A 25,527-nucleotide genomic window follows, 5' to 3' on the forward strand; every position below is an offset into this window, starting at 1 on the left:
CGAATGGGCGGCGGCACGGCTTTCATGCCTGGGCGGCTACTGCAGTTCGCTGCAGGGCCGTATCGCCCCGCTGGCGGAAGCTGAACAAATAGCAGACCAGCCCGATCAGGAACACCACCCCGGCCGCCAGCCTCAGCCAGAAAAAGACGGCCAGCTGCTCCATGGTGTTCATGAAAGACATCGCGGCAGCATCGGCCGGCAGGCGCTGCAACCAAACCTGCACCACGCCGGCGGCCGTCAGCAGCAGAGTGATTGCCAGCATCGACAGCGTCATCAGCCAGAAGCCCCAGAGCTCTTTGCGCTGCGCCGATGCAGAGGGCGCCTCGCCCAACCCACGCAACCGCGGCATGGCATACGAGATGATCGTCAGCACGATCATGACATACGCGCCATAGAACGCCAGGTGGCCGTGGGCAGCCGTCAATTGCGTACCGTGCGTGTAGTAGTTGACGGGAGCCAGAGTATGGATGAACCCCCATACCCCTGCGCCCAGGAAGGCGGTAACGGTGGTGCCGACAGCCCAGTACGATGCAGCGCGGTTAGGGTGCTGCCGGCGGCGGCGGTTCATCATGTTCCAGGCAAACAGCACCATGGCGAAGAACGGCAGCGGTTCCAGAGCGGAGAATATGGAACCCAGCCACAGCCACACCCCCGGCGCGCCGATCCAGAAGTAATGGTGGCCGGTGCCGATAATGCCCGTGATCAGCGCCATGCCGATAATGACGTACAGCCACTTTTCGACCACTTCACGATCGACGCCGGTGATCTTGATCAGCACGAAGGCCAGCATCGACCCCATGATCAGTTCCCACACCCCTTCGACCCACAGGTGAACCACCCACCACCAGTAGAACTTGTCGCGCGAGAGGTTCTCGGGGTTGTAGAACGAGAACAGGAACAGCACCGCCAGGCCGATGAGGCCCGTCATCATGACCATGCTGATCGCGGTCTTGCGGCCCTTGAGCATGGTCATGCCGATGTTGTACAGGAAGCCCAGCGCCACCACGACAATGCCAGCCTTGGTGATGGTGGGCTGTTCGAGGAATTCCCGCCCCATGGTGGGCAGTACATCGTTGCCCGTCATGGCCGCCAGCCCGGCGTACGGTACCAGCAGATACCCCAGGATGGTCAGCACGCCGGCCCCCGCAAACACCCAGAACAGCACCAGCGCCAGCTTCGGACTGTGCAGTTCGCGCTCGGATTCTTCCGGTATCAGGTAATAGGCCGCCCCCATGAAGCCGAACAGCAGCCAGACAATCAGCAGGTTGGTGTGCACCATGCGTGCAACGTTGAAAGGAATGAGCGGAAACAGGAAATCGCCCACCACGTACTGCAGGCCCATGACCAGGCCGAAGAGTATCTGCCCCACGAACAGGATCAGGGCAAACACGAAATACGGCTTCGCCACGGCTTGCGAGGCAAACTTCAAATGCGGATTGATGGCGTTCATGATCAGCCCTCGCGATTGGGAGGCCAGTTGTAGTTATTGATCTTCGAGGTCCATTCCAGGAACTCGGCCAGGTCGTCGACCTGCTGGTCCGACAGGTTGAACTGCGGCATGGCGCGGCGGCCCGGCACGCCCAGCGGCTGGGCGCTCATCCAGGCTCGCAGAAAGGAATGGAAGTCTTGTTCGCCGCCGCGGCGTTCGTAGACATTGCCGAGCTCGGGTGCGAAATACGCGCCTTCACCGAGTATCGTGTGGCAGCCGATGCAGTTGTTCTGTTCCCAGACCAGTTTGCCGCGCACCACGGCTTCGGTCATCTGGTCCTCGTTGGTGCGTTCCGGGAAATGTTTTTCGGTATGGAAGGTAAGGGCCAGGAATATCAGGATGAAGAAAATGCTTCCCCCGAAATAGATGTTCCTGGCCATGCCCTTGGTAAAGGTTTCCGGCATGATGGCCCCTGTTGCTATAGGTGGCACCATTCTAGAAATGGGGGCTTCAAGCCTCGCTTGACTGCAATCAAGAAACAAAAGTAGTCGCCGTCGTCGCGCCAGCCGGCACGAACGGATCAGAACCTATAGGCCAACAGCACTCCGGTTGCCATGGCGAACGGCCACGCCAACAGCGCCACGCGCCACCCGGGCGACGCATGGCGCAGTTCCATGAAACCATCGATGATCAGCCACGCCTTCGCCACCGCCAGCGCGACTACGGCCACGGCAATGCCGGACCGGATCTCCGCGCCGGCCAGGTTCACGGTAGCCAGGGTAAGCGCCGCAAGCCCCAGCCAATAGCACAGCAGCCGTACAGATTCGCTCATATTCACCCCAGCAGATACACCACGGGAAACAACAGCACCCAGATCAGATCGACCATGTGCCAGTACAGCACCCCCGATTCCAGGCCCGAGCTTCGGCCAGGCCCATAGGCGCCTGCGCGGCATCGATATGCCAGCGCGCCCAGGATCAGCATGCCCAGCAACACGTGCAGGAAGTGAAACCCTGTGAGGAGCCAGTAAAGCGTGAAGAACGTGTCATGCTCCAGACCCAGCCCCAGGTCGGCCAGGTGAGCGTATTCGCGTAGCTTCAGAACTACGTAGCCGCATGCGGACGCCAGCGCCAGGCACAGTAGCCATGCGCCGCCCCGCTTGCCCTGCCTGACTTGGGCCACGGCACAGGCAGCGCACCAGCCGGATGTCAGCAGGCTGATGGTCAGGCCCAGGCCAATGGACGCATCCAGCGCCTGTCGCCCTGCGCGAAACAGCGGAGCCTGCAATGCCTGGGCCCAGACGAATGCCAGGATGAGAATGCCGAATACCGCAAGCTCGGCCAAGATGAAGAACCACATGGCCAGGTCACCGGGCAGGCGAGCGGCGCGCCCCTGCCCGGCTTGCGTATCACCCGAAATGGACATCGACGACGTCCATCAGCGCGGCCACCGTCTGCGGGTCGTCAGACAGCGGTTCGGCCAGGCAGCTCCGGCACGCTTCGCGGGGCGCCATGCCGCTGCGCATCATGCGGGCGGCGAAAATCAGCAGGCGCGTGGACGCAACCTCTTCAAGGTCATGGTGTTCCAGCCGGCGCAGCGCCTGGCCTAGCTCCACTATCCGGGCAGCCAGCGCCTCGTCCACGCCCGCTTCTGCAGCCACGATGTGCCTTTCCTGGTGGGGCGGCGGGTAATCGAACCGCAACGCCACAAACCGCTGGCGGGTACTGGGTTTCATGCCCTTGAGCAAGTTCTGGTAGCCAGGGTTGTACGAAACCACCAGCATGAATGTGGGCGGCGCCTGCAACGTTTCGCCGGTGCGTTCGATGTACAGCTGGCGCCGGTCGTCGGCCAGGGGATGCAGCACGACGGCCGTGTCCTGGCGGGCTTCGACGATTTCATCCAGGTAGCAGATCCCGCCTTCCCGCACGGCGCGCGTCAAGGGCCCGTCCTGCCACCACGTTCCGGCCGCGCCGATCAGGTGCCGGCCCACCAGGTCGGTTGCACTGAGATCGTCGTGACACGCCACCGTATACAGCGGCAGCCCCAGGCGTTGCGCCATGTACTGCACGAAACGCGTCTTGCCGCAGCCCGTAGGCCCCTTGATCAGTACCGGCATTCCGTGGCGCCATGACTGTTCGAACAACGCGACCTCGTTGTCCTGCGGCTGGTAGAACGGCGTATCGACGGGAGAAGTGGCGCGCGCCGCATCGGCGATTGTGGTCATGGATAGTCCTGTTCATCGGGAATGAGGATGACCTTACCCGCCGGGCCACGGCGTCCTCAACTCGCGTGGCGAAGTGTCTTGATCGCAGTCAACGCTGCTCAAACTCAATTGACTGCAGTCAAGCATGCAGCCAGAGCGCTTAAGTACGATCCGCCCCGAGAGCCCTCGCCTTGTATCGACTTATCCAACGTGCAGCGCCCCGTCCGGGCCGCTGCCCGCGCCTCCCTAAGGAGAAGTACCCATGATCCGCCTCTCTCAAGCCCCCACGCCCGCTCTCGGGCATGCCGCTTACTTGCGGCGCATGTCCGCGAAAGGCCCTGTGGCCAAAAGAACGCTGCTGGCCGGCCTGATAGCCGGCGCGTCCCTGCTGGGTGCGTCGGCCGCCCTGGCCGAAGCGCCCGCCATGACCGCCGAAGAAAAGGAAGTCGCCAAGCAGATCTACTTCGAGCGCTGTGCGGGCTGTCATGGCGTGCTGCGCAAGGGCGCCACCGGCAAGAACCTTGAACCCCACTGGAGCAAAACCGAAGCCGACGGCACCAAGTCCGAGGGCGGCACCCTGCAGCTGGGCACCAAGCGGCTCGAGAACATCATCGCCTTCGGCACAGAAGGCGGCATGGTCAACTACGACGACATCCTGTCCGAGCAGGAAATCAACCTGATGGCCCGCTATATCCAGCAAACGCCGGATGTGCCGCCCGAGTTCTCGCTTCAAGACATGAAAGACAGCTGGAAACTCATCGTTCCGGTGTCAGAGCGCCCCAAGAAACAGCTCAACAATGTCAACCTGAAGAACGTCTTTGCCATTACCCTGCGCGACGCCGGCAAGCTCGCACTGGTAGACGGCGACAACCACAAGATCTGGAAGATTCTCGATACCGGCTACGCGGTGCACATCTCCCGCCTGTCGGCATCGGGCCGCTACGTGTACACGGTAGGCCGCGACGGCCTCACCACCATCATCGACATGTGGTTCGAAGAACCCACCACCGTGGCTACCGTCCGGCTGGGCTCCGACGCACGATCCGTCGATGTCTCCAAGTTCAAGGGCTACGAAGACAAGTACCTGATCGGCGGCACCTATTGGCCGCCCCAGTACTCCATCATGGACGGCGAAACGCTCGAGCCCATCAAGATCGTCTCCACCCGCGGCCAGACTGTCGACGGCGACTACCACCCCGAGCCGCGCGTCGCATCCATCGTGGCTTCTCTGCAGAAGCCGGAATGGGTCGTCAACGTGAAAGAAACCGGCCAGATCATGCTGGTCGACTATACCGACCTGAAAAACCTCAAAACCACCACCATCGAATCGGCAAAGTTCCTGCACGATGGCGGCTGGGATGCATCGGGTCGATACTTCATGGTGGCGGCCAACGCGTCTAACAAGGTGGCGGTGGCCGACACCAAGACGGGCAAGCTGGCGGCACTGGTCGATACCGCCAAGATTCCCCACCCGGGCCGGGGTGCGAACTTCATGCACAAGCAATACGGCCCGGTGTGGGCAACCGGGCACCTGGGCGACGATGTCGTGTCACTGATCTCTACCGCGTCAGAAAAACCCGAGCATGCCAAGTTCAAACAGCACAACTGGAAAGTTGTGCAAGAGCTCAAGATGCCGGGCGCCGGCAACCTCTTCGTAAAGACCCATCCCAAGTCCAGGCACTTCTGGGCCGATGCGCCGATGAACCCCGAACGTGAGATCGCCGAATCGGTATATGTATTCAATCTCGACGATCTCTCGCAACCGCCTGCCCGGCTCAACGTCGCCAAGGATTCGGGGCTGCCGGAAAGCAAGGCCATCCGCCGCGCCGTGCAACCTGAGTACAACGAGGCCGGCGACGAGGTCTGGATCTCGCTGTGGGGCGGCAAGGCCGATCAGTCAGCCATCGTGATCTACGACGACAAGACCCTGAAGCTCAAGCGCGTGATTACCGATCCGGCCGTGATCACGCCCACGGGCAAGTTCAACGTCTACAACACCATGCACGACGTCTATTGATCAACCCTGCTCACTTGCCGGTGGTTCCCCGTGACGGGGAACCACCTCTGCCACCATGACACACCTACGCGGCAAGAAAGGCATACGGGCCCTGCTCGGGCGGCCCAGCATGAAATATTCCGTCGGCACCCTGCTGTTTGCCGGCCTGCTTCTTGGCGTCTTGTTCTGGGGCGGCTTCAATACCGCCCTGGAAGCCACAAACACCGAAGCATTCTGCATCTCGTGCCACGAGATGCGCGACAACGTGTATCCCGAATACAAGGAAACCATCCACTACAGCAATCGCACGGGCGTGCGCGCCACCTGCCCCGACTGCCATGTACCCAAAGACTGGACCTACAAAATGATCCGCAAGGTGCAGGCATCCAAAGAATTGTGGGGAAAGCTCATCGGGACGATCGACACGCGCGAGAAGTTCGAGGCCAAGCGGCTCGAGCTGGCGCGCAACGAATGGCGTCGCATGAAGGCGTCCGACTCCAGAGAATGCCGCAACTGCCATAGCCTTGAAAGCATGAATGGCGAGCAGCAGAAACAGCGTGCCCGCAAGCAGCACGCCATGGCCATTGAGGACAACATGACCTGCATCGACTGCCACAAGGGCATCGCACACCACAAGCCCCAGGGCATGACCGACGCCGACGAAGAATAGCGGCCCCACCTTCCTGCGTTATCGAGAGGAACCCGTAATGAGAATGACGATTCTGTCCGCAACAATGAGCGCAGCCCTTGCCCTGGCGGCAGCCGCGGCCCAGGCTGCCCCGCCCGCCGACTGGAGCGCTGTCCAGGCCACGGAAATCACGCTGTTCTACCCCGGAACAGCCGCCGTCGAATGGATCACCAAGGGCACCGAGCATGGCGGCGCCCGGGCCCTGAAAAAAGGCGAAACCTGCATGGACTGCCATTCGGAAGAAATCGCCAATATGGGGCAACTAATTGCCAGCGGCAAAAAGCTTGAACCCAACCCCCGCCCCGGCGTCGCGCCTGCCATCAAGGTCAGCATGCAGGCCGCCCATGACGGCGATTCGCTCTACCTGCGCTTCAGCTGGAAACATCCTGCAGAGGCGGGTGGCGAAAAAATGGATCCAAAAAACCCCGTCAAGCTGGCATACATGCTGGAAGCCACAGACCAGGTCGAACTCGCGCAGGCCGGCGGGTGCTGGGGAGCCTGCCACGCCGACGCGCGCACCATGCCCGGTGCAGCCGACGATAAGACCAAGTATGTCAAGGCGGGCTCGTTGGCCGACGGGGTGTTCTACGATCTTAACCAATGGCGCAGCGGCGAAAACAAGGGTTACGACGGTCACGTCGCCGACAAACGCGTCATGGAAGGCGGGCAGGCCCTGGTGGCGGCGCAAGGCCAGCGCGAAGGTGACACCTGGACTGTGCAGTTCACCCGCAAAATGGCCGGCGAGGCAGGCGACGTCAGGCTCGAGCCCGGCAAGACATACAACTTCGGCGTTGCCATCCATACAGATCACACGGCCGGCCGCTATCACCACGTGTCGCTGGGCTACCGTCTTGGCATCGACACCGCCGCAGACATCACCGCGACGCGCCATTAGCTAACCTGCGCCATCCGGTTCCCATGCCCCTGATCAAACCCTTGGCGACGGCGATAGGCGGTGTTCTGGCCGCCGCCGCCCTGTCGTGCAGCGCCCAGGCAGGCCCCGGCGAGCAGCGCCAGCTACAGCTCGAACACCTGCTGCGCCAAGACTGTGGCTCTTGCCACGGCCTGCGCCTGACGGGCGGCCTGGGCCCGGCCCTGACACCACAGGCCTTGGCCGGCAAACCCCGGGAACTGCTGGTTGCCACCATTACCCACGGCCGGCCCGGCACCCCCATGCCCAACTGGGACGCGGTGCTTTCGGCGCAAGATATTGCGTGGCTTGCCGACCGACTACTGCAAGGACACCCGCTTCCATGATGCGCACCCTGTTGATATGCGTCTTGATTCTTACGGGTTGCGCGCAGCCGCCGTTGCGCGGCACAGGCGATCTCGGAGTCGTCATCGAGCGCGCGTCAGGCAGCCTGCAAATCGTCGAGAGCACGGGCCGCAGCAGCCTGGGCCGGGTCGAAGGCCTGGGCGATCTGTCGCATGCGTCTGTCGTTTTCTCGCGCGACCAGCGCTACGCCTATGTTTTCGGCCGAGACGGCGGACTCACAAAGGTCGACCTGCTGGGCCGACGCATCGACCGCCGTATCGTGCAGGGGGGCAACAGCATCGGCGGCGCCATCAGCCAGGACGGCACCCTGATTGCCGTCGGCAACTACGAGCCTGGCGGAATCAAGGTATTCGATGCGCGTACGCTGGCGACGGTCGCCGATATTCCGGCGTCGGTCGTGCCGGGCACCGACCGCCGCTCGCGCGTGGTGGGGGTGGCTGACGCTCCGGGCCAGCAGTTTCTGTACAGTCTGTTCGACACCGGCGAAATCTGGGTCGCCGATCTCAGCCAGCCGAACATGCCTGCGGTCACCCGCTATACCGGCATCGGCAACCAGCCCTATGACGCGCTCTTGACGCCGGATGGCCGCTACTACGTGGCGGGCCTGTTCGGCGAGAACGGCATGGCGCAACTTGATCTCTGGCACCCTGAGCGCGGCGTACGACGCATTCTGCAGCATTATGGGCGCGGCGAACAAAAGTTGCCGGTATACAAGATGCCGCACCTGGAAGGCTGGACGGTGGCTGGCAATCAGGCATTCGTGCCCGCCGTGGGCAGGCATCAGGTGCTCGTGGTGGATACCGGCAACTGGCAACAGACCGGCGCCATCCAGGTCGCCGGACAGCCCGTGTTCGTCATGGCCAGGCCTGATGGCCGGCAGGTATGGGTGAACTTTGCCTACCCTGACAACCACAAGGTGCAAGTGATCGACACGGAAAGCCAGCGCGTCATGGCCACCCTGGAACCCGGCCCCGCAGTCCTGCATATGGAATTCACCTCTCGCGGCGACCAGTTATGGATATCCGTGCGTGATGGTGAAGAAGTCCAGATATGGGATCCCTACCGTCTGGAGCGCGTGGGGCGCCTGCCCGCCGCAAGCCCCAGCGGCATATTCTTCAGCAGCAGAGCCCATGCCACCGGCCTGTGACAAGCCACTCGACGGCCTTGCGCTGGCCGCGGCCAATATGTATCAGCGCGACATGCCGCTGTGCGCCCGCCCCTATCTGGCCATGGCCCAACAACTGGGTTGCACAGAACGGGCGCTGCTCGACTGCCTGCAAGAACTCAAGCAGAACGGGGTACTGAGCCGCATAGGGCCGGTATTCAACCACCAGCAGGCCGGTGCGAGCACCCTGGCCGCGTTGTCGGTGCCGCCGTGGGACGTGGACACCATAGCCGCCCACATCAGCCGCTACCCCGAGGTCAATCACAACTATCTGCGATCGCACCGCCGGAATCTGTGGTTTGTCATAACGGCGCCAGATCGTGCGCACATCGACCGCATTCTTGCAGACATTGCGGCGTCCACCGGGCTGGAGCCGCTCGACCTTCCCATGGTGCGGGCATTCCGCGTGGACCTGGGGTTCTCGCTACAGGCACAGACGTGACATCCGCCCCGCCCCTGACGGCCGCCCAGGCAAGGCAATTGCGCCGCCTGCTCGAAGAAGGCCTGCCCCTGGTGCCGCAGCCATACCGGGACCTTGCCCGCCAAATAGACGCCGCAGAAGACGCCGTGCTTGCCCAGATGCGCCACTGGAACGCTGCAGGCCTGTTCCGTCGGATAGGCATGGTATTGCACCATCGCGCGCTGGGTTATCGCGCCAACGCCATGCTGGTGCTGGATGTACCTGACGAACTGGTCGAGCGCGCGGGGCAGCAGCTGGGCAGCGCAGCCGGCGTCAACCTGTGCTACCAACGGCCGCGCCGCCTGCCCGACTGGCCATACAACCTGTTCTGCATGGTTCATGGACAACGCCGCGGCGACGTCCGCAAGCAGGTCAACCAGATACTGCAGGACGCCGGCCTGGATCACCTGCCGCACCGCCTGTTGTTCAGCACCCGGCAGTTCAAGCAACGCGGCGGGCGCTACACCTCGGAATCCCCGCATGGATGAGTTCGATCGACGTTTGCTGAACGTGCTGCAGCGCGGGCTGCCCCTGGTGCCGCAGCCATGGGAAGCCCTGGCCCGGGAACTCGGCGCGCCGGCCTCCGTGCTGCGCGCCCGTGTCCGGCAGTGGCTCGACAACGGCACCCTGACCCGTTTTGGCCCCATGTTCGATATCGAGCCGCTGGGCGGCGCCTTTACGCTTGCCGCGCTCTGCGTGCCGTCGTCGCGCATTGATGAAGTTGCAGGGGTGCTGGCCCACATGCCCGAAGTCGCCCACAACTACCTGCGCGATCATGTCTGGAACATGTGGTTTGTGCTCGCATGCGAGTCGCAGCCTGACGTGGCGCGCGCCATCGACAGAATCGAACAGCGCACCGGGCTGGCTGTCCTGAACCTGCCCAAAGAAAAAACCTACCATGTCGGCCTGCATTTCCCCGTCTGACGCCCTTCTTGCGCGCCGCCTGATTGCACTTACCGAGGCAGGGCTTCCGCTTGTGGATGACCCCTGGGCGTGGCTCGCGGAACAGCTCGGCCTGGATCTCTGCGCGGTGCTCGGTCTGTTACATCGGCTGCATGCCGCCGGCGTCATACGCCGCATTGCAGCCGTGCCAAATCACTATGCGCTGGGCTACCGGCACAACGGCATGACCGTCTGGGATATCGACGACGAAAAAGTCGACATCCTTGGAGCTGCCGTCGGCGCGCTGCCGTTTGTCAGCCACTGTTATCGGCGCCCCCGACGACGTGCATGGCGATACAACCTGTACGCCATGGTCCATGGCCGCAGCAGCGAGCAGATCCAGCAGTATCGCGAACAGATCCGCAACATTCTGGGGCGCGCCAACCTGGCCGACGACATGCTGGTCAGCAGCCGCATACTCAAGAAAACCGGGCTGCGGCTGCCGCGACAGCCCTGAAAGCCGGACCCTTCTGATCTTATTGTCTACCGTCAAGGCACATACCGCACGCCTCGGCGATGCTGCACGCATGCCCGGCCCAGACGTCCTGGCCTAGCCCGAGAAACCGATGTTGAGAATCAGCCATTACCTGCGCGCCCTTGCCCGGCCCGATGCCGTGCCCCAGCCGGGTTCTACTGCACCGCGCAGCGCGCGGCCCCCGGTCGTCATCTGGAATCTGCTGCGCCGCTGCAACCTCACCTGCAAGCACTGCTATGCCACATCGGCCGACAGCCCCTTTCGCGACGAGCTCGACACCAACGAGGCCTTGCGCGTCATCGACGACCTGCACGCGGCCGGCGTGCGGGTACTCATTCTGTCGGGTGGCGAGCCGCTGCTGCGCCCAGATCTTTTCCAGCTGGCGAACCATGCGCGGCAGCTCGGTTTCTTTGTTGCACTGTCCACCAACGGCACGCTCATCGACAAGCACAACATCGGCCGGATTGCCGCCGCGCAGTTCGATTACCTGGGCATCAGCATCGACGGCCTGCAGGACGTGCACGATGCCTGGCGCCAGATGCCGGGCAGCTACGCGTGCGCCATGCAAGCTATCGCATTGTGCCGGCAGCATGGCATCCGTGTGGGCCTGCGCACCACGCTTACCCAGCAGAACTCGGCACAGCTGCCCGCCATACTCGACCTGATGCGGCAACACGACGTACAGAAGTTCTACCTGTCGCACCTCAACTACAGCGGGCGCGGCAAGCGCAGCAGCAAGTTCGACGCCACCCAGCAGGACACGCGCAAGATCATGCACATGCTTTTCGAGCGCGCCTGGTCCGACGTGGTGGCCGACGCAGATACCGACTTTGTCACCGGCAACAACGACGCCGACGGCGTGCTGCTGCTGCAGTGGGTGCAAAGCCGCATCCCGCAACATGCCCGCCGCCTGCTGGCCATGCTGAGCGACTGGGGGGGCAACGCCTCGGGTACCGGCATTGCCAATATCGACAACCGAGGCGATGTCCACCCCGACACCTACTGGTGGCAGCACAGCGTGGGCAACGTGCGGCGGCTGTCGTTCCGCGAGATCTGGTTCGAGCGTCCCGCACCGCTGCTATTGCAGTTGCGGCAACGCCCACGCCCCGTAGGCGGACGTTGCGCACGCTGCCGTTGGCTGTCCATCTGCAACGGAAACACCCGTACCCGCGCCTGGGCGGCCGGCGATCTCTGGGGCGCCGACCCTGGGTGCTATCTCGGCGATGCCGAAATCGGCATGCCCGACGACGCAAGTGCCTCTTTGCCGACACCGTGCTCCGCCTGATGACCCTGCCTGTTCCCACTCCCATGACTGTTCCCGATAGCGTCCTGCCCCATCCCATTCCCGTACCGGTCGCCCTGCAACGCACGTTCCGGCCCGGCGAAGTCGCACTGGTGGGCGCCGGCCCCGGAGACCCTGGCTTACTGACAGTGGCCGGCTGGAGCCTGCTATGGCAGGCCGATGCGCTGGTCTATGACCGCCTCGTGAGCCAGGCCCTGCTGGACTTGCTGCCCACATCCTGTCGGCGATACTACGTAGGCAAGGCCAGCGGGCGCCATAGTCTGCCCCAGGGTGAAATCAACCAGCTGCTCGTTCGCCTGGCACGCCATGGCATGCGAGTGGTGCGCCTGAAGGGCGGCGACCCGTTCATATTCGGCCGTGGCGGCGAAGAACTCGACTTCCTGCTCAAGCACGGCGTCGATTGCCAACTGGTACCCGGCATCACCGCGGCGTCCGGCTGCACGGCCTACGCGGGCATACCGCTCACCTACCGCGGCCTGGCGCACTCGTGCCACTTCATCACCGGGCATGTACAACACAACGGAAAGCTCGACCTGCCCTGGCAGACCCTGGTAGATCCGGGCTGCACGCTGGTTTTCTACATGGGCCTGGGAAGCCTAGAAGAAATTTCCCGCGAACTCATCGCCGCTGGCCGGGCGGCCGATACCCCGGCCATGATGGTGTTCAACGGCACCCGGCATGACCAGCGCACCCTGCGCGGGTCGCTGCGTACGCTGGGCGACATGGCTCGCCACCACCGGCTTGCCACGCCCACCCTTACCGTCATCGGCCAGGTGGTGGGCATGCTGGCCGACCGTTACGTCGAACATCCCAGCCGGATACGCGCCAACTTGCAGCACACGCCGTCCAGCACGGAACCCTTATGCGGCTAGCCAGGTTCTTCGCCGTGCTGGGGCTGTTCCTGGCGTGCGCCCCCGCCATGGCCGACGATACTTCGCAGCTGTACCTGCTGCATTGTCAAAGCTGCCACGGCCCCGACCGTCTGGGCGGCACCGGCCCCGCCCTGCTGCCGGAAAGCCTCGCCCGCATCAAGCGCGCGGACGTCATCGACGCCATCCGAAATGGCCGGCCCGCCAGCCAGATGGCGAGCTTCGGGTCGGTACTGGACGCCAGCCAGATCGAGGCGCTGGCCGACTACCTGCATCGGTCGACTGCGCGCCCCCCGGCCTGGACGGATGCCGACATACGCGCCAGTCACCGGCTGCTGGCCCACCCCGAACAGTTGCCCGCCACGCCGCAACACGGAGCCGATCCGCTGAATCTGTTCGTCGTCGTGGAAGCGGGCAATCATCACGTGGTCATCCTGGACGGCGACCGCTTCGAGCCGCTGGCGCGCTTCCCATCGCATTTCGCCCTGCATGGCGGCCCCAAGTTCTCTCCGGACGGCCGCTACGTCTACTTTGCGTCGCGAGACGGCTGGGTCAGTGTGTACGATCTGCACAACCTCACGATGATTGCAGAAACGCGCGCAGGCCTGAACACACGCAACCTGGCGGTCAGCAGCGACGGGCGCTGGGTGCTGGTGGGCAACTACCTGCCCGGCGGGCTTGTATTGCTTGATGCCCGCGACCTGTCTTTCGTGAAGCGCATCGACACCCCGCTCGCCAATGGCGCGCCCTCGCGTGTCAGTGCCGTCTATACCGCACCGCCGCGGCAGAGCTTCATAGTGGCTCTGAAAGATGTCCAGGAAGTCTGGGAACTTTCCTATGGCGCGAGCGCCGACTTCACTCCGCGTCGTCTTCCCGCCCGGGACTTCCTCGACGATTTTTCGTTTACACCCGACTACCGCCACTTGCTGGCCACATCGCGCAAAGCGCAGGGCGGCCAGGTCATCGACCTGGATACGGGTCGGGCCATCCGCGACATCGCGCTTCCGGGCATGCCGCACCTGGGCTCGGGCATCTACTGGCAGCGCGGTGACGACTGGGTTTTCGCCACGCCCAACATCAGCAAGGGGCTGATTTCCGTGCTCGACATGCGAACCTGGCAACTCATCAAGGAGATCCCCACCGAAGGGCCCGGCTTCTTCATGCGCAGTCATCGCAACTCGCGCTACGCCTGGACAGACGTGTTCTTCGGGCCCAACAACGACGCGGTGCATCTTATCGACAAACAAACGCTGGCCGTCGCCCATACCCTGCGGCCGATGCCAGGCAAGAATGCGGCGCACGTCGAATTCACGCGTGACGGCCGCCATCTGTTGCTGAGCGTCTGGGATCCCGACGGCGCGCTGATCGTCTACGACAGCCACACCCTGGACGAAATCAAGCGCATTCCCATGAACAAGCCTTCCGGCAAGTACAACGTAGGCAACAAAATCGCGTATGCCGAAGGCACGTCGCATTGAGCAGCGACATGTCCGGGCAATCCGATGTGCATATCGAGCCGCGGACCCCGCCCGCGACGATTCTCACCGCGCAGCACCTGGGCTGTGTGCGCGGCGCACGCCGCCTGTTCGGCGGCGTGCGCCTGCAACTGAGCTGCGGCGACATGCTGCAGGTATGTGGGCCGAATGGCAGCGGCAAGACCAGCCTGCTGCGCATCCTGGCCGGGCTGTCTCGCCCCGACGTCGGACGCGTCCAGTGGCAAGCGCCGCACCCGCACTCAACGCGGGCCCCGCAGCCGCTCTGGATCGGGCACGCGCCGGGGGTCAACGGCTTGCTCACGGCCTGCGAGAACCTGGCTTGGCTGGCGGCGCTGCATGCATCGGCCACTCGCAGCGCGAGCATGCAGGCGCTCGCAAACGTCGGCTTATGCGGATTCGAAGACGTGCCGTGCCATGCCCTGTCTGCCGGCCAGCAACGCCGCGTCGCACTGGCTCGCCTGTACCTGCCGGGCGCTTCCCCTGCATGGATACTGGACGAGCCCTTCACCGCGCTCGATAACGACGGCATCGCGCAACTCGAGCGCCATCTGGCCGACCATTGCCGCCTTGGCGGTGTGGTGGTGCTGACCAGCCACCATCATCTTTCGCTCCGTCCTGCCACGTTCCGCGCGCTTGATCTCGGACAGTACGCCGCATGACCAAGGTACTTATCCTCTTATTCACTCGTGAGCTGAATTTGCTATGCCGCCAACCCGCGGAAATCGCCAACCCTCTTGTCTTCTACTGCCTGGTCATCGCCCTGGTTCCGCTGGCGGTGGGGCCGCAGAGCCAGCTACTTCTGCAAATGGCGCCGGGCATGCTATGGGTGGCGGCGCTATTGGCGGTGCTCTTGTCTTTGGACGGCCTGTTCCGCAGCGATTTCGACGACGGCTCGCTGGAGCAATGGCTGTTGTCACCGCACCCGTTGCCGCTGCTCGCGGCGGTCAAGGTCCTGGCGCACTGGCTATGCACCGGCCTTGCCCTGGTCGTGCTGGCGCCGGTCCTGGCGGTGATGCTCGGCATTCCGGCGGCCAGCCTGCCCGTACTGATGCTGTCCCTGTTGCTGGGCACGCCGGTACTGTGCCTGCTGGGCGCGGTGGGCGCCGCGCTGACAATGGCGCTGCGGCGTGGAGGCTTGCTGCTGGCCTTGCTGATACTGCCGCTGTACATCCCCGTGCTGATTCTTGGCAGCGGCGCGGTACAGGCGGCAGTGCTGGGGCTGCCCGCATCGGGCTATCTGCTCTGGCTGGGCAGCCTCGCGGCGCTGGCCGTCACGCTGGCGCCGTTTGCCATCGCGGCCGCGCTGACGATCAGCGTACGCGGATGACGGCAATGCGCCGGCGCGAAGCGACTTTGCACCACGGACGGCGCCCATGACTCGCCGCAATATACATCGGTGGATCTCGCCCAGGTGGTTCTACACCATGAGCGGGCGCTTGCAGCCCTGGCTCGCCCTGGCCAGTGCCGTACTGATCGCAGCCGGACTGGGCTGGGGGCTGGCCTTTGCGCCCCCGGACTACCAACAGGGCCATAGCTTCCGCATTATCTATGTGCACGTGCCGGCTGCGCTGCTGGCGCAGTCCATCTACATCATGCTGGCAGCCGCGGGCGCGGCAAGCCTCGTATGGAAAGTGAAGCTGGCCGATGTAGCCCTGCAGCAGGCCGCGCCTGTAGGCGCCTGGATGACCCTGGCCGCGCTGGCCACCGGATCGCTGTGGGGCAAGCCGACGTGGGGCGCTTACTGGGTATGGGACGCGCGCCTGACATCGATGTTGATCCTGCTGTTCCTGTACCTGGGAATCATCGCACTCGGGCAGTCCGTTCACAACCGCCAGAGCGCGGCACGGGCTTGCGCGTTACTGGCCGTGGTAGGCGTGGTCAATCTGCCCATCATCAAGTATTCGGTAGTGTGGTGGAACACGCTGCACCAGCCGGCCACATTCGCGCTTGCCGAAAAGCCCGCGATGCCGCCACAGATGTGGCTGCCCCTGGCGCTCGCCGTCCTGGGCTTTTATTGCTTTGCCGCCGCGGTGCTGCTGTTTCGCATGCGGCTGGAAGTTATCCGGCGCGACGCCAGCGCGCGTTGGGCCAGCGGCGAAATACGTCGCCTGATAAAGAGACGGTGATGATCGCCTTTTCCAGCATCGAAGATTTTCTGGCCATGGACGGCCACGGCGCCTACGTGTGGGCCTCTTACGGAATCGCCGTGGCATCGCTGGGTTGGAATGCCGTGCACCCTCTGCTTCAACGCCGCCGCTTCCTGCGCCTTCAAAAACGCCGCGCACTTGGCGAGGCCACACCATGACGTCACCACGCACCAGGCGACTGGCCATGCTGGTCGTACTTGTCTGCGGTGCTGCGGCGGCCATTGCACTGGCCCTGGCGGCCTTGCAGCAGAACATCAATCTGTTTTATTCGCCCAGCCAGATAGCGGCGCAGGAAGCTCCGCAACGCGCCCGCATCCGCGTGGGCGGGCTGGTACAGGCCGGCTCGGTGCAGCGATCGCCAGACAGCCTGGCCGTGCAGTTCGGCATTACGGATGGCGTGCATCAGGTGCCCGTGCGCTTCCAGGGGATTCTTCCGGACTTGTTCCGCGAAAACCAGGGCATCGTGGCGCTGGGCTCGCTCGACGAGTCCGGCACGCTGCATGCCGACGAGGTGCTCGCCAAGCACGACGAGAACTACATGCCGCCCGAGGCCGCGCACGCGTTGGCGACGTCCGCCGCGGCGGGCGCCCGCCCGCCCTTGCCTGCCACGCCCGACGACACGTCGAATGCGGAGCCGCGCCGATGATCCCCGAGCTTGGCGTGCTGTCGCTCGGCCTGGCCCTTGGCCTGGCAGCGGTGCAGGCTAGCCTGCCCTTGGCTGGGGCGCGCCTGAACGCGCCACGCTGGATGGCGCTGGCAGGGCCGGCAGCCTGGGGGCAATTTGTGTTCCTGACCGCCGCTTTCGCCATACTGGCCCATGCCTTCCTGAGCGACGACTTCTCGGTAGCCTACGTGGCCCGCAATTCCAACAGTGCGCTGCCCTGGTACTACAAGCTGAGCGCGGTCTGGGGCGCGCACGAGGGATCGCTTCTGCTTTGGGCATGGATGCTGGCAGCATGGACCTGCGCGGTATGCATGGGTTCCCGCAAATTGCCGCGCACGCTGCGCGCGCGCGTAATCGCGGTAATGGGCATGATCAGCGTGGGCTTCGTGCTGTTCCTCATTGCCACGTCCAATCCGTTCGAGCGCTTGCTGCCGGAAGCTCCCGCCGACGGCAACGACCTGAACCCCTTGCTGCAAGACCTCGGCCTTATCTTCCATCCGCCCATGCTGTACATGGGATATGTCGGGTTCTCCGTGGCTTTCGCTTTCGCCATCGGTGCGCTGCTCGACGGCCACATCGACGCCGCGTGGGCGCGCTGGTGCCGGCCCTGGACGCTGGTGGCCTGGGCATTCCTGGGATCGGGCATCGCGCTGGGCTCGTGGTGGGCCTACTATGAACTTGGCTGGGGCAGCTGGTGGTTCTGGGATCCGGTGGAAAACGCATCATTCATGCCCTGGCTGGTGGGCACGGCGCTGATCCATTCGTTGGCCGCCACCGAAAAGCGTGGCGTATTCAAAAGCTGGACAGTGCTTCTGGCCATTGCGGCGTTCTCTTTGAGCCTGCTGGGCACGTTCCTGGTGCGCTCCGGTGTGCTGACTTCGGTGCATGCGTTCGCTACCGACCCGACCCGCGGCGTGTTCATTCTTTGTTTCCTGCTGCTGGTGGTGGGCGGATCGCTGGCGCTGTATGCATTGCGTGCGCCCGCAATATCCGGCCGCGTGCCGTTTTCCGCGCTGTCGCGCGAAACGCTGCTGCTGGTGAACAACCTTCTGCTGTCCGTGGCTGCGGCCATGATCCTGCTGGGCACCCTGTACCCGCTGCTGCTGGACGCGCTTTCCGGCGCCAAACTGTCGGTGGGGCCGCCTTATTTCAATACCTTGTTCGTGCCCTTGATGGCGGTGCTGATGGTCGCAACCGCTGTGGGCGTAGTGGCGCGATGGAAGCACACGCAGGGCAAGTGGATGATCAGGATGCTGTGGCCGTCGCTGATGGTGTGCCTGATACTCGCAGCAGGAGCAGCCGCCCTTGCTCCCTCGTCGCCCTGGGCGGTGGGCGGGGTGTGCCTGTTGGCCGCCTTCATTATGGTTGGCGGCTTGCGCGACATCGCCGACAAATGCCGCCACCTGAGGCCCGCCCTATGGCTGTCGCGAGGCCTGCCTGCGCTGGGGCGCTCTTATTGGGGCATGCAGTTGGCCCATGCAGGGCTGGCCGTATGTGCGCTGGGCGTCGTGCTCAACAGCGTGGGCAACATCGAACGCGACCTGCGCATGGGGCCCGGCGACGCCATCGAGCTGGGCGGCTACCGTTTTGCATTCGAAGGCACGGCGCAGCGCATCGGCCCCAACTACACGGCCGAGCGCGGCCAGGTAAGCGTATGGCGGGGCGACCGACCCGTAGCCGTGCTGCATCCGGAAAAGCGCGTGTATCACGTGCAACAGGCGCCCATGACCGAGGCCGGCATCCAGGCAGGCTTGACTCGCGACCTGTTCGTCGCCCTGGGCGAGCCGCTGGGCGGCGGGGCCTGGGCGGTGCGCGTGCATATCAAGCCATTCGTGCGCTGGATCTGGATAGGCGCGCTCATGATGGCGCTGGGCGGCCTCCTGGCCGCCGCCGACCGCCGTTACCACCGCCCGCCCCGACGCCCGGCGGCCGCCCATACTTTGGCGCAAGTTCCATGAAAAACCTGCTGCGCATACTGCCGCTGATCCTGTTCCTGGCAGTTGCCGTGCTGCTGTACCGCGGCTTGTATCTCGACCCCACGCGCCTTCCGTCGGCGCTGGTGGGCAAGCCGTTTCCCGAATTCGCACTGCCTGCGCTGGACGAACCCGCGCGGCGGCTGACCCGGGCCGACATCCTGGGCCGCCCGGCGCTGGTGAACGTGTGGGCTACGTGGTGCCCGTCATGCCGCCAGGAACACCCGGTGCTGAACCGGCTGGCGCAGGCCGGGGTTGTCATCCATGGCGTGAACTACAAAGACGACCGATCGACGGCGCAGCGCTGGCTGCGCACCCTGCACGACCCGTATCGGCTGAACATAGAAGACGCCGCCGCCACATTGGGGTTGGACCTGGGCGTATACGGCGCCCCGGAAACGTTTGTTATCGACGCCCAGGGCGTGGTGCGCGACAAGTACGTCGGCGTCATCGACGATGCCGTGTGGCGCGAGCGACTTGGGCCGCTATACACGGCCCTGCTCGAAGAGGCGCGCCCATGAAGGCCTGGCTTGCCGCGATGATCATGGGCCTGGCGCTGTCGAGCATGGCACTGTCGGGCACGGCACTGGCCGCGATCGAGGCGCACGAGTTCGCCAGCGACGCCGAGCTTGCGCGGTACCGGCACCTGGCCGATATTCTGCGCTGCCCGAAGTGCCAGAACCAGAATATCGCCGAATCGAACTCGCCGATCGCGGCCGATCTGCGCGCCGAAGTTCGCCGCATGCTGGCCGCCGGCCACACCGACCAACAGATCGTCCAGTTCATGGTCGAACGCTATGGCGATTTTGTGCTGTACCAGCCGCCGTTCGACGTGCGGACAATCTTGCTGTGGTTGGGGCCTGCCGGCCTGTTGATGGGGGGTGCGGTGATGCTGGGCAGCCGGGTAGCGCGAGCGCGACGCGCCCGAAGCGCCGCCTTGCCGCTGACAGAAACCGAATGCCAACGGCTGGCCCAGCTATTGCGTTCCACCGACACCCGCCGGAAATGATCATGGTCGAATTCTGGCTGCCCGCCGCCTTGCTGTTGGTCGTGGCCATGGCATTCCTGGCCGTGCCGCTGATGCGCTCCCCGGATGCGTGTCCGGACCACGACCGCACGGCCCACAATGTGACGTTGTACCGGGAACGCCTGCGCGAACTGCAAGCGCAGCATCAAGCCGGCAGGCTGGACACCGAACAGTTCGAGGCGGCGCGCGCCGACACTGCGCGCCTGCTCCTGAACGACACAGACACTCGCCCCGTGCCCGCGATGCGCCGCAAACCGGGCTTGGCTGTCGCATGGGCTGCGGCATTGCTCGTGCCCCTGTGCGGCGCGGCGGCGTATGTACAGTGGGGGTCGCTCGACCAGGTGGTGCAGGCCCGCGCATGGCAGGGCCGGCCAGCCGGTCATGCAGAAAGCCTGGACACCATCACGGCGCGCCTGCACGCCAGGCTGCAGGCCCGTCCGGATTCCGCCGACACCTGGTATTTGCTGGGACTTACCTATGTGGCGCACGGCCGCCATGCCGACGCGGCACAGGCCTTTGAACGCACTGCGTCCCTGGCGCAGCGGCCGCCCGAAGTGCTGGGGCAATGGGCGCAGGCGCTGTACTTCGCGGCGGATGAGCAATGGTCGGATACGCAGCAGGCGCTTATCGATGAAGCGCTGGCGCGCGACCCCGCCGAAGCCACCAGCCTGACGCTCGCGGGCATGCACGCCTTCGAACAGGCCCGCTATGCGGACGCGGCTGCTTACTGGGAACGCCTGGCTGCCGCACTACCGCCTGACGATCCCGGCCATGCCACCATCAGCGATGGCATAGCACGCGCCCGTGCGCTGGCTGCGGCAGCAGGCGGGCAAGCCGCGCCGTAAGCCTGCGGCGACGGCCATGCCCGGCCCGCATCAGGCATAGGCCTCGACGGGCAGGCAGGCGCAAACCAGGTTGCGGTCGCCGTACGCGTTATCCACGCGCGCAACCGGCGGCCAATACTTGGCCTCGCGCAGCGACGCCACCGGATACGCCGCCTGCTGACGCGGGTAATCGTGCAACCACTCTTCAGCCAGCAGCATCTGGGCCGTATGAGGGGCGTTCTTGAGCACGTTGTCGTCGCGATCACGTTCGCCGCGCTCTATCTGCGCGATTTCTTCGCGGATCGAGATCATTGCGTCGATGAAGCGGTCGAGCTCGGCCAGGCCCTCGGACTCGGTGGGTTCTACCATCAGCGTGCCCGCAACCGGGAAGCTCATGGTGGGAGCGTGAAAGCCATAGTCCATCAGCCGCTTGGCGATGTCTTCGGCGCTGATGCCGCTGGTTTCCTTCAAGGGGCGCACGTCCAGAATGCATTCGTGCGCAACGCGGCCGTTGCGGCCCGAGTACAGTACCGGGTAGTGGCCGCTAAGGCGCGCGGCAACATAGTTGGCGTTCAGGATGGCCACCTCGGTGGCGCGGCGCAGACCGTCGGCGCCCATCAGCGCGATATAGGCATACGAAATGGGCAGGATGCCGGCCGAGCCAAAGGGCGCCGCCGACACCGGACCCACCAGGCTTTCGGCATCGGGCTTGCCTTGCGCGTTCAGCACGCCGGGCAGGAAGGGGGCAAGATGCGAACGCACCGCCACCGGGCCCACGCCGGGCCCGCCCCCGCCGTGCGGAATGCAGAACGTCTTGTGCAGATTCAGGTGCGACACATCGGAGCCGAATTGCCCCGGCTGCGCCACGCCCACCATGGCGTTCATGTTCGCGCCGTCCAGGTACACCTGCCCGCCTGCCTCGTGCACCAGCTCGCAGATCTGGGTAATGGATTCTTCGAACACGCCGTGCGTGGACGGATACGTGATCATCAGGGCGGCAAGCCTGTCGCCGACCTGCTCCAGCTTGGCCCGAAGATCAGTGATATCGACGTTGCCGTTGGCATCGGAGGCGACCACCACCACGTCCATGCCCGCCAGCTGGGCGGAAGCCGGGTTGGTGCCGTGCGCCGACGCCGGAATCAGGCAGACGTTGCGCTGCGACTGGCCATTGGCGCGATGGTAGCCGCGGATAGCCAGCAAGCCCGCATATTCGCCCTGCGCGCCGGAATTGGGCTGCAGGCTGATGCTGTCGTAGCCCGTGATTTCGCACAGGGCGCCGGACAGGCGCTCGATCAGCTCGCGGTAGCCGGCGGTTTGTTCGGCCGGCGCAAACGGGTGGACCAGGGCGAACTCGGGCCAGGTGATGGGTATCATCTCCGCGGTGGCGTTGAGTTTCATGGTGCACGACCCCAGGGGGATCATGGTGCGGTCAAGTGCCAGGTCTTTGTCGGACAGCTTGCGCAGATAGCGCAGCATGTCGGTTTCGGACTGCACGCTGGAAAACACCGGGTGCGCCAGGATGGCGCCTTGGCGGCGCAGCGACGCCGGAATACCGCCAGGCGCCGCGGAATCCTGTGCTGCGGCATCGACCGGCAGCTCATCTTTTTGCAGCCCGGCCGCGAACACGTTGACCAGCGCCTGCAGATCCGCGGCGGTTACCGTTTCGTCCAGTGACACGGCCAACCGCGCCCCATCGACCCGGCGCAGATTGATGCGCTCGCACTCGGCCGCCTGCAGGATGGCGGGCGTGGCCGGCCCGGTTTCCAGCAGCAGGGTGTCAAAGAATGTGTCGTTTACCACCTTGATGCCCAGTTGGCCCAAGGCGGCGCGCAATGCGGCCGTATAACGCTGCACGCGCGTTGCGATGCGGCGGATGCCCTCGGGCCCGTGCCACACCGCATAAAGCCCGGCCATGACAGCCAGCAGCACCTGCGCAGTGCAGATATTGGAGGTGGCCTTTTCGCGGCGGATATGCTGTTCGCGCGTCTGCAGCGCCAGGCGCAGCGCCGGATTGCCCTGCGCGTCTTTGGACACGCCCACGAGCCGGCCCGGCATGTTGCGCTTGTAGGCGTCTTTGCAGGCCATGAAGCCGGCGTGCGGACCGCCATAGCCAAACGGCACGCCAAAGCGCTGCGACGATCCGACCGCAATGTCGGCGCCCCATGCACCCGGCGGCTCGAGCAGCGCCAGCGCCAGCAGGTCGGTTGCGCACGCCACGACGGCACCCTGCGCATGCGCGGCCTCGGCCAGCGCACGGTAGTCGGCCAGCCCGCCCAGGCTGTGCGGGTACTGCAACAGCACACCGAAACACTCGGGCAGCCCCTGGGCCTCGTCGCCGACGACGATCTCGATGCCCAACCCTTCTGCACGGGTGCGCACCACTTCGATCGTCTGGGGATGGCAGTGCCGGGACACGAAAAACACCGGGCTGGCTGACCTGGACCCGCGCCGGGCCAGCGTCATGGCTTCGGCGGCGGCCGTGCCCTCGTCGAGCAACGACGCGTTGGAAATATCCAGGCCGGTCAGGTCGGCGACCATGGTCTGGTAATTGAGCAACGCCTCGAGGCGGCCTTGGGAGATCTCGGGCTGGTAGGGCGTATAGGCCGTGTACCAGGCGGGATTCTCAAGGACATTGCGCAGCACCACGTTGGGTGTGTGCGTGCCGTAGTACCCCTGTCCGATGTAATTCCGATAGATGCGGTTGCGGCCCGCGATGGCCTTGAGCTCGGCCAGCACGTCGGGTTCGCTGCGCGACGCCGGCAGGGCCAGCGGCGCCTGGCTGCGGATGGCCGGCGGCACGACTTCCTGGAGCAGCGCGTCGAGGCTGTCGCAGCCGACTGCGGCAAGCATCTTCTGCTGCTCAGCGTCGGACGGGCCAATATGGCGGGCAATAAAATCGGTATGGGGGTCTAGGGCGCGCGACATGAAGGAAATCTCGGGTACGGGAAAATAACCGCGCAGGCGATCACGCCCGCGCGGCCTGGGGCGAAGTCAGCCGTTGGCGATCGCTTCGTAGCCAGCGGCGTCGAGCAGCTTGTCGACATCGGCGGCGTCGTCCGGCTTGATCTTGAAGATCCAGGTGTCGAATGCCGACTCGTTGATCAGGTTGGGCGTGCTTTCGAGTTCTTCGTTGAAAGCCACGATTTCGCCCGCAACGGGGGCATAGATGTCGGATGCGGCCTTGACCGATTCGACCACGCCGGCGGTGTCGCCGGCCTTCAGCTTGGCGCCGACGGCGACATCACCGACGAAAACCAGGTCGCCCAATTGTTCCTGGGCGTTATCGGTGATGCCGACGACGAAGACGTCGCCCTCGGCTTTGACCCATTCGTGGGACTCGGTGTATTTGCGGTCGGTGGGCAGGCTCATGAAAGCTCCTTGGATAGGAATTGCGCGCATGCGCCGGCACCCCTGCCGGCGCATGATGGCAGTTTACGGGTGTTCGACCGCCTTGCCATGGCGCACGAACGGCAATTTGCATACCAGGGCGGGAACCCGCTTGCCGCGAATATCGACTTCGACCGTCTGGCCGGCCTGCACGCCCAGCGGGACGCGCGCCAGGGCGATCGACACGCCCAGGGTGGGCGACATCGTGCCGCTGGTGATCTCGCCCTGGCCCAGCGACGTGTAGACCGGCATGTGGGCGCGCATCACGCCGCGGTCTTGCAGTTTCAGGCCGACAAAGCCGCAGGGCGCGGCGAACTGTTCGAGCGCTTCGCGCCCCACGAATCGCCGGGCCGGGTCTTTCAAGGACACGGTCCAGGTCAAGCCGGCCTGGTCAGGCTGGGTGAGCTCGTCCATGTCCTGTCCGTACAGGTTCATGCCGGCTTCCAGGCGCAAGGTATCGCGCGCGCCCAGGCCGCACGGGCGCACGCCCTGCGCGGCCAGGTCGTTCCACAAAGCGGTGACCTGGGTGGCCGGAAGCACGATTTCAAACCCGTCTTCGCCGGTATATCCGGTGCGCGCGACCAGCGTGTCATCGTCGACCGGCGCGGCCACGAAGGGGGCAAGGCTTTCGGTGGCGGCCAGCCATGCGGGCCGGGCGGCCCACACCTTTGCCCGGGCGTTGGGCCCCTGCACCGCAACCATGGCCAGGTCGCGGCGGGCGGCAATGGTGACGTCGAACTTGCCGGCGGCGGCCACCCGCTGCATCCAGGCGATATCTTTGTCGGCCGTGCCGGCATTGACCACCGCCCGCCACTGTTCGACGGAGAAAAAGTAGACGATCAAGTCGTCGATGATGCCGCCCTGCGGGTTCAGCATGCAGGTATACAGCGCCTTGCCAGGCACGGTGAGGCGGTCGACATCATTGGCCACCAGGCGTCGCAGGTACGCGGCGGAATCCGGCCCCGATATATCGACGTTCAGCATGTGCGATACATCGAACATGCCTGCGTCGCGGCGCACGGCGTGATGCTCTTCGAGTTGCGACCCGTAGGCCAGCGGCATGTCCCAGCCACCGAAATCCACCATGCGGGCGCCGGCGGCGACATGGGTTTCGGCAAGCGGAGTGCGTTTCAGGGAGGCGGACATGGACAGGCTCCGGTGCGGCGGCATCGCCAGGGTTACGGAATATGCCGGCCTGCCCGA

The 25,527-nt window shown here is 64.7% G+C and carries 29 protein-coding genes; 21 read left to right on the forward strand and 8 right to left on the reverse strand.

The window, feature by feature from the left end:
* Positions 1-22: 22 nt before the first annotated feature.
* The 5 genes from CAL19_RS15280 to CAL19_RS15300 all read right to left on the reverse strand — a co-directional run bounded on the left by CAL19_RS15280 (position 23) and on the right by CAL19_RS15300 (position 3,653).
* On the reverse strand, positions 23-1,450 hold the full coding sequence (locus CAL19_RS15280) for a cbb3-type cytochrome c oxidase subunit I (protein WP_026638847.1): 1,428 nt from the start codon (positions 1,448-1,450) through the stop codon (positions 23-25).
* A gap of 2 nt (positions 1,451-1,452) precedes the next feature.
* Positions 1,453-1,893 (reverse strand): c-type cytochrome, encoded by a 441-nt coding sequence (locus CAL19_RS15285; RefSeq protein WP_026638848.1) that lies wholly within the window; start codon positions 1,891-1,893, stop codon positions 1,453-1,455.
* A gap of 116 nt (positions 1,894-2,009) precedes the next feature.
* Complete coding sequence (locus CAL19_RS15290; protein ID WP_094797270.1) at positions 2,010-2,261, reverse strand: cytochrome C oxidase subunit IV family protein; 252 nt, start codon at positions 2,259-2,261, stop codon at positions 2,010-2,012.
* 2 nt (positions 2,262-2,263) lie between these two features.
* Positions 2,264-2,854 carry a cytochrome c oxidase subunit 3 family protein gene (locus CAL19_RS15295; protein WP_094797271.1) on the reverse strand — a complete coding sequence of 197 codons (591 nt, stop codon included), beginning with the start codon at positions 2,852-2,854 and terminating at the stop codon, positions 2,264-2,266.
* Positions 2,838-3,653, reverse strand: a complete 816-nt coding sequence (locus CAL19_RS15300) for a CbbQ/NirQ/NorQ/GpvN family protein (protein ID WP_094797272.1) — start codon at positions 3,651-3,653, stop codon at positions 2,838-2,840. Before CAL19_RS15300 ends, CAL19_RS15295 begins: the two co-directional genes overlap by 17 nt.
* Positions 3,654-3,954: 301 nt before the next feature.
* Here CAL19_RS15300 and CAL19_RS15305 point away from each other — a divergent pair, with 301 nt between their 5' ends.
* From CAL19_RS15305 to ccmI, 21 genes are all read left to right on the forward strand, one after another.
* Positions 3,955-5,649, forward strand: coding sequence for a cytochrome D1 domain-containing protein (locus CAL19_RS15305; RefSeq protein ID WP_026638852.1), 1,695 nt, complete (start codon positions 3,955-3,957; stop codon positions 5,647-5,649).
* 109 nt (positions 5,650-5,758) lie between these two features.
* Positions 5,759-6,298 carry a NapC/NirT family cytochrome c gene (locus tag CAL19_RS15310; RefSeq protein ID WP_231494535.1) on the forward strand — a complete coding sequence of 180 codons (540 nt, stop codon included), beginning with the start codon at positions 5,759-5,761 and terminating at the stop codon, positions 6,296-6,298.
* Positions 6,299-6,335: 37 nt separating this feature from the next.
* Positions 6,336-7,211: an ethylbenzene dehydrogenase-related protein gene (locus CAL19_RS15315; protein WP_094797273.1), complete on the forward strand. Its 876-nt coding sequence runs from the start codon at positions 6,336-6,338 to the stop codon at positions 7,209-7,211.
* 23 nt (positions 7,212-7,234) lie between these two features.
* Positions 7,235-7,573 carry a c-type cytochrome gene (locus CAL19_RS15320; RefSeq protein WP_094797274.1) on the forward strand — a complete coding sequence of 113 codons (339 nt, stop codon included), beginning with the start codon at positions 7,235-7,237 and terminating at the stop codon, positions 7,571-7,573.
* Positions 7,570-8,739: a cytochrome D1 domain-containing protein gene (locus CAL19_RS15325; RefSeq protein WP_094797275.1), complete on the forward strand. Its 1,170-nt coding sequence runs from the start codon at positions 7,570-7,572 to the stop codon at positions 8,737-8,739. Before CAL19_RS15320 ends, CAL19_RS15325 begins: the two co-directional genes overlap by 4 nt.
* The gene (locus CAL19_RS15330; protein ID WP_038852097.1) at positions 8,723-9,199 is read left to right on the forward strand and encodes an Lrp/AsnC family transcriptional regulator; all 477 of its coding nucleotides are present in this window, start codon (positions 8,723-8,725) and stop codon (positions 9,197-9,199) included. Before CAL19_RS15325 ends, CAL19_RS15330 begins: the two co-directional genes overlap by 17 nt.
* Entirely contained in the window at positions 9,196-9,705 is a 510-nt protein-coding gene (gene ahbB, locus CAL19_RS15335) for a siroheme decarboxylase subunit beta (protein ID WP_026638858.1), read from the forward strand. Before CAL19_RS15330 ends, ahbB (CAL19_RS15335) begins: the two co-directional genes overlap by 4 nt.
* On the forward strand, positions 9,698-10,141 hold the full coding sequence (locus tag CAL19_RS15340) for an Lrp/AsnC family transcriptional regulator (protein WP_026638859.1): 444 nt from the start codon (positions 9,698-9,700) through the stop codon (positions 10,139-10,141). Before ahbB (CAL19_RS15335) ends, CAL19_RS15340 begins: the two co-directional genes overlap by 8 nt.
* Complete coding sequence (ahbB, locus tag CAL19_RS15345) at positions 10,116-10,616, forward strand: siroheme decarboxylase subunit beta (protein ID WP_026638860.1); 501 nt, start codon at positions 10,116-10,118, stop codon at positions 10,614-10,616. The genes CAL19_RS15340 and ahbB (CAL19_RS15345) overlap by 26 nt, the downstream gene beginning before the upstream one ends.
* Positions 10,617-10,725: 109 nt before the next feature.
* Entirely contained in the window at positions 10,726-11,919 is a 1,194-nt protein-coding gene (gene nirJ / locus CAL19_RS15350) for a heme d1 biosynthesis radical SAM protein NirJ (protein ID WP_094797276.1), read from the forward strand.
* Positions 11,920-11,942: 23 nt separating this feature from the next.
* The gene (gene cobA / locus CAL19_RS15355) at positions 11,943-12,809 is read left to right on the forward strand and encodes a uroporphyrinogen-III C-methyltransferase (RefSeq protein WP_212589904.1); all 867 of its coding nucleotides are present in this window, start codon (positions 11,943-11,945) and stop codon (positions 12,807-12,809) included.
* A complete protein-coding gene (locus tag CAL19_RS15360) occupies positions 12,800-14,284 on the forward strand; it encodes a cytochrome D1 domain-containing protein (protein ID WP_094797277.1) in 1,485 nt (494 codons plus the stop codon). The genes cobA and CAL19_RS15360 overlap by 10 nt, the downstream gene beginning before the upstream one ends.
* Before the next feature lie 8 nt (positions 14,285-14,292).
* On the forward strand, positions 14,293-14,961 hold the full coding sequence (gene ccmA, locus CAL19_RS15365; RefSeq protein WP_094797278.1) for a cytochrome c biogenesis heme-transporting ATPase CcmA: 669 nt from the start codon (positions 14,293-14,295) through the stop codon (positions 14,959-14,961).
* Entirely contained in the window at positions 14,958-15,629 is a 672-nt protein-coding gene (ccmB, locus tag CAL19_RS15370) for a heme exporter protein CcmB (RefSeq protein ID WP_094797279.1), read from the forward strand. Before ccmA ends, ccmB begins: the two co-directional genes overlap by 4 nt.
* Before the next feature lie 46 nt (positions 15,630-15,675).
* Positions 15,676-16,428 carry a heme ABC transporter permease gene (locus CAL19_RS15375; protein WP_094797280.1) on the forward strand — a complete coding sequence of 251 codons (753 nt, stop codon included), beginning with the start codon at positions 15,676-15,678 and terminating at the stop codon, positions 16,426-16,428.
* Positions 16,428-16,607, forward strand: a complete 180-nt coding sequence (gene ccmD / locus CAL19_RS15380; protein ID WP_212589905.1) for a heme exporter protein CcmD — start codon at positions 16,428-16,430, stop codon at positions 16,605-16,607. Before CAL19_RS15375 ends, ccmD begins: the two co-directional genes overlap by 1 nt.
* Positions 16,604-17,095: a cytochrome c maturation protein CcmE gene (ccmE, locus tag CAL19_RS15385; RefSeq protein WP_094797281.1), complete on the forward strand. Its 492-nt coding sequence runs from the start codon at positions 16,604-16,606 to the stop codon at positions 17,093-17,095. Before ccmD ends, ccmE begins: the two co-directional genes overlap by 4 nt.
* Positions 17,092-19,071: a heme lyase CcmF/NrfE family subunit gene (locus tag CAL19_RS15390; protein WP_026638868.1), complete on the forward strand. Its 1,980-nt coding sequence runs from the start codon at positions 17,092-17,094 to the stop codon at positions 19,069-19,071. The genes ccmE and CAL19_RS15390 overlap by 4 nt, the downstream gene beginning before the upstream one ends.
* The gene (locus tag CAL19_RS15395) at positions 19,068-19,607 is read left to right on the forward strand and encodes a DsbE family thiol:disulfide interchange protein (protein ID WP_094797282.1); all 540 of its coding nucleotides are present in this window, start codon (positions 19,068-19,070) and stop codon (positions 19,605-19,607) included. The genes CAL19_RS15390 and CAL19_RS15395 overlap by 4 nt, the downstream gene beginning before the upstream one ends.
* Positions 19,604-20,095, forward strand: coding sequence for a cytochrome c-type biogenesis protein (locus CAL19_RS15400; protein WP_026638870.1), 492 nt, complete (start codon positions 19,604-19,606; stop codon positions 20,093-20,095). Before CAL19_RS15395 ends, CAL19_RS15400 begins: the two co-directional genes overlap by 4 nt.
* A gap of 2 nt (positions 20,096-20,097) precedes the next feature.
* Positions 20,098-20,958 carry a c-type cytochrome biogenesis protein CcmI gene (gene ccmI, locus CAL19_RS15405; protein ID WP_170941548.1) on the forward strand — a complete coding sequence of 287 codons (861 nt, stop codon included), beginning with the start codon at positions 20,098-20,100 and terminating at the stop codon, positions 20,956-20,958.
* A 30-nt stretch (positions 20,959-20,988) separates the two neighbouring features.
* Here ccmI and gcvP read toward each other — a convergent pair whose 3' ends face one another.
* The 3 genes from gcvP to gcvT form a co-directional block, all read right to left on the reverse strand.
* On the reverse strand, positions 20,989-23,862 hold the full coding sequence (gene gcvP, locus CAL19_RS15410) for an aminomethyl-transferring glycine dehydrogenase (RefSeq protein ID WP_094797284.1): 2,874 nt from the start codon (positions 23,860-23,862) through the stop codon (positions 20,989-20,991).
* Positions 23,863-23,928: 66 nt separating this feature from the next.
* Positions 23,929-24,306 carry a glycine cleavage system protein GcvH gene (gene gcvH, locus CAL19_RS15415; RefSeq protein WP_026638872.1) on the reverse strand — a complete coding sequence of 126 codons (378 nt, stop codon included), beginning with the start codon at positions 24,304-24,306 and terminating at the stop codon, positions 23,929-23,931.
* Between the two features lie 63 nt (positions 24,307-24,369).
* Positions 24,370-25,470 carry a glycine cleavage system aminomethyltransferase GcvT gene (gene gcvT, locus CAL19_RS15420; protein WP_026638873.1) on the reverse strand — a complete coding sequence of 367 codons (1,101 nt, stop codon included), beginning with the start codon at positions 25,468-25,470 and terminating at the stop codon, positions 24,370-24,372.
* Between the last annotated feature and the right edge of the window lie 57 nt (positions 25,471-25,527).

Origin of the sequence: Bordetella genomosp. 7, from assembly GCF_002261265.1 — a bacterium.
In the GTDB taxonomy this organism is placed as follows: domain Bacteria; phylum Pseudomonadota; class Gammaproteobacteria; order Burkholderiales; family Burkholderiaceae_B; genus Bordetella_A.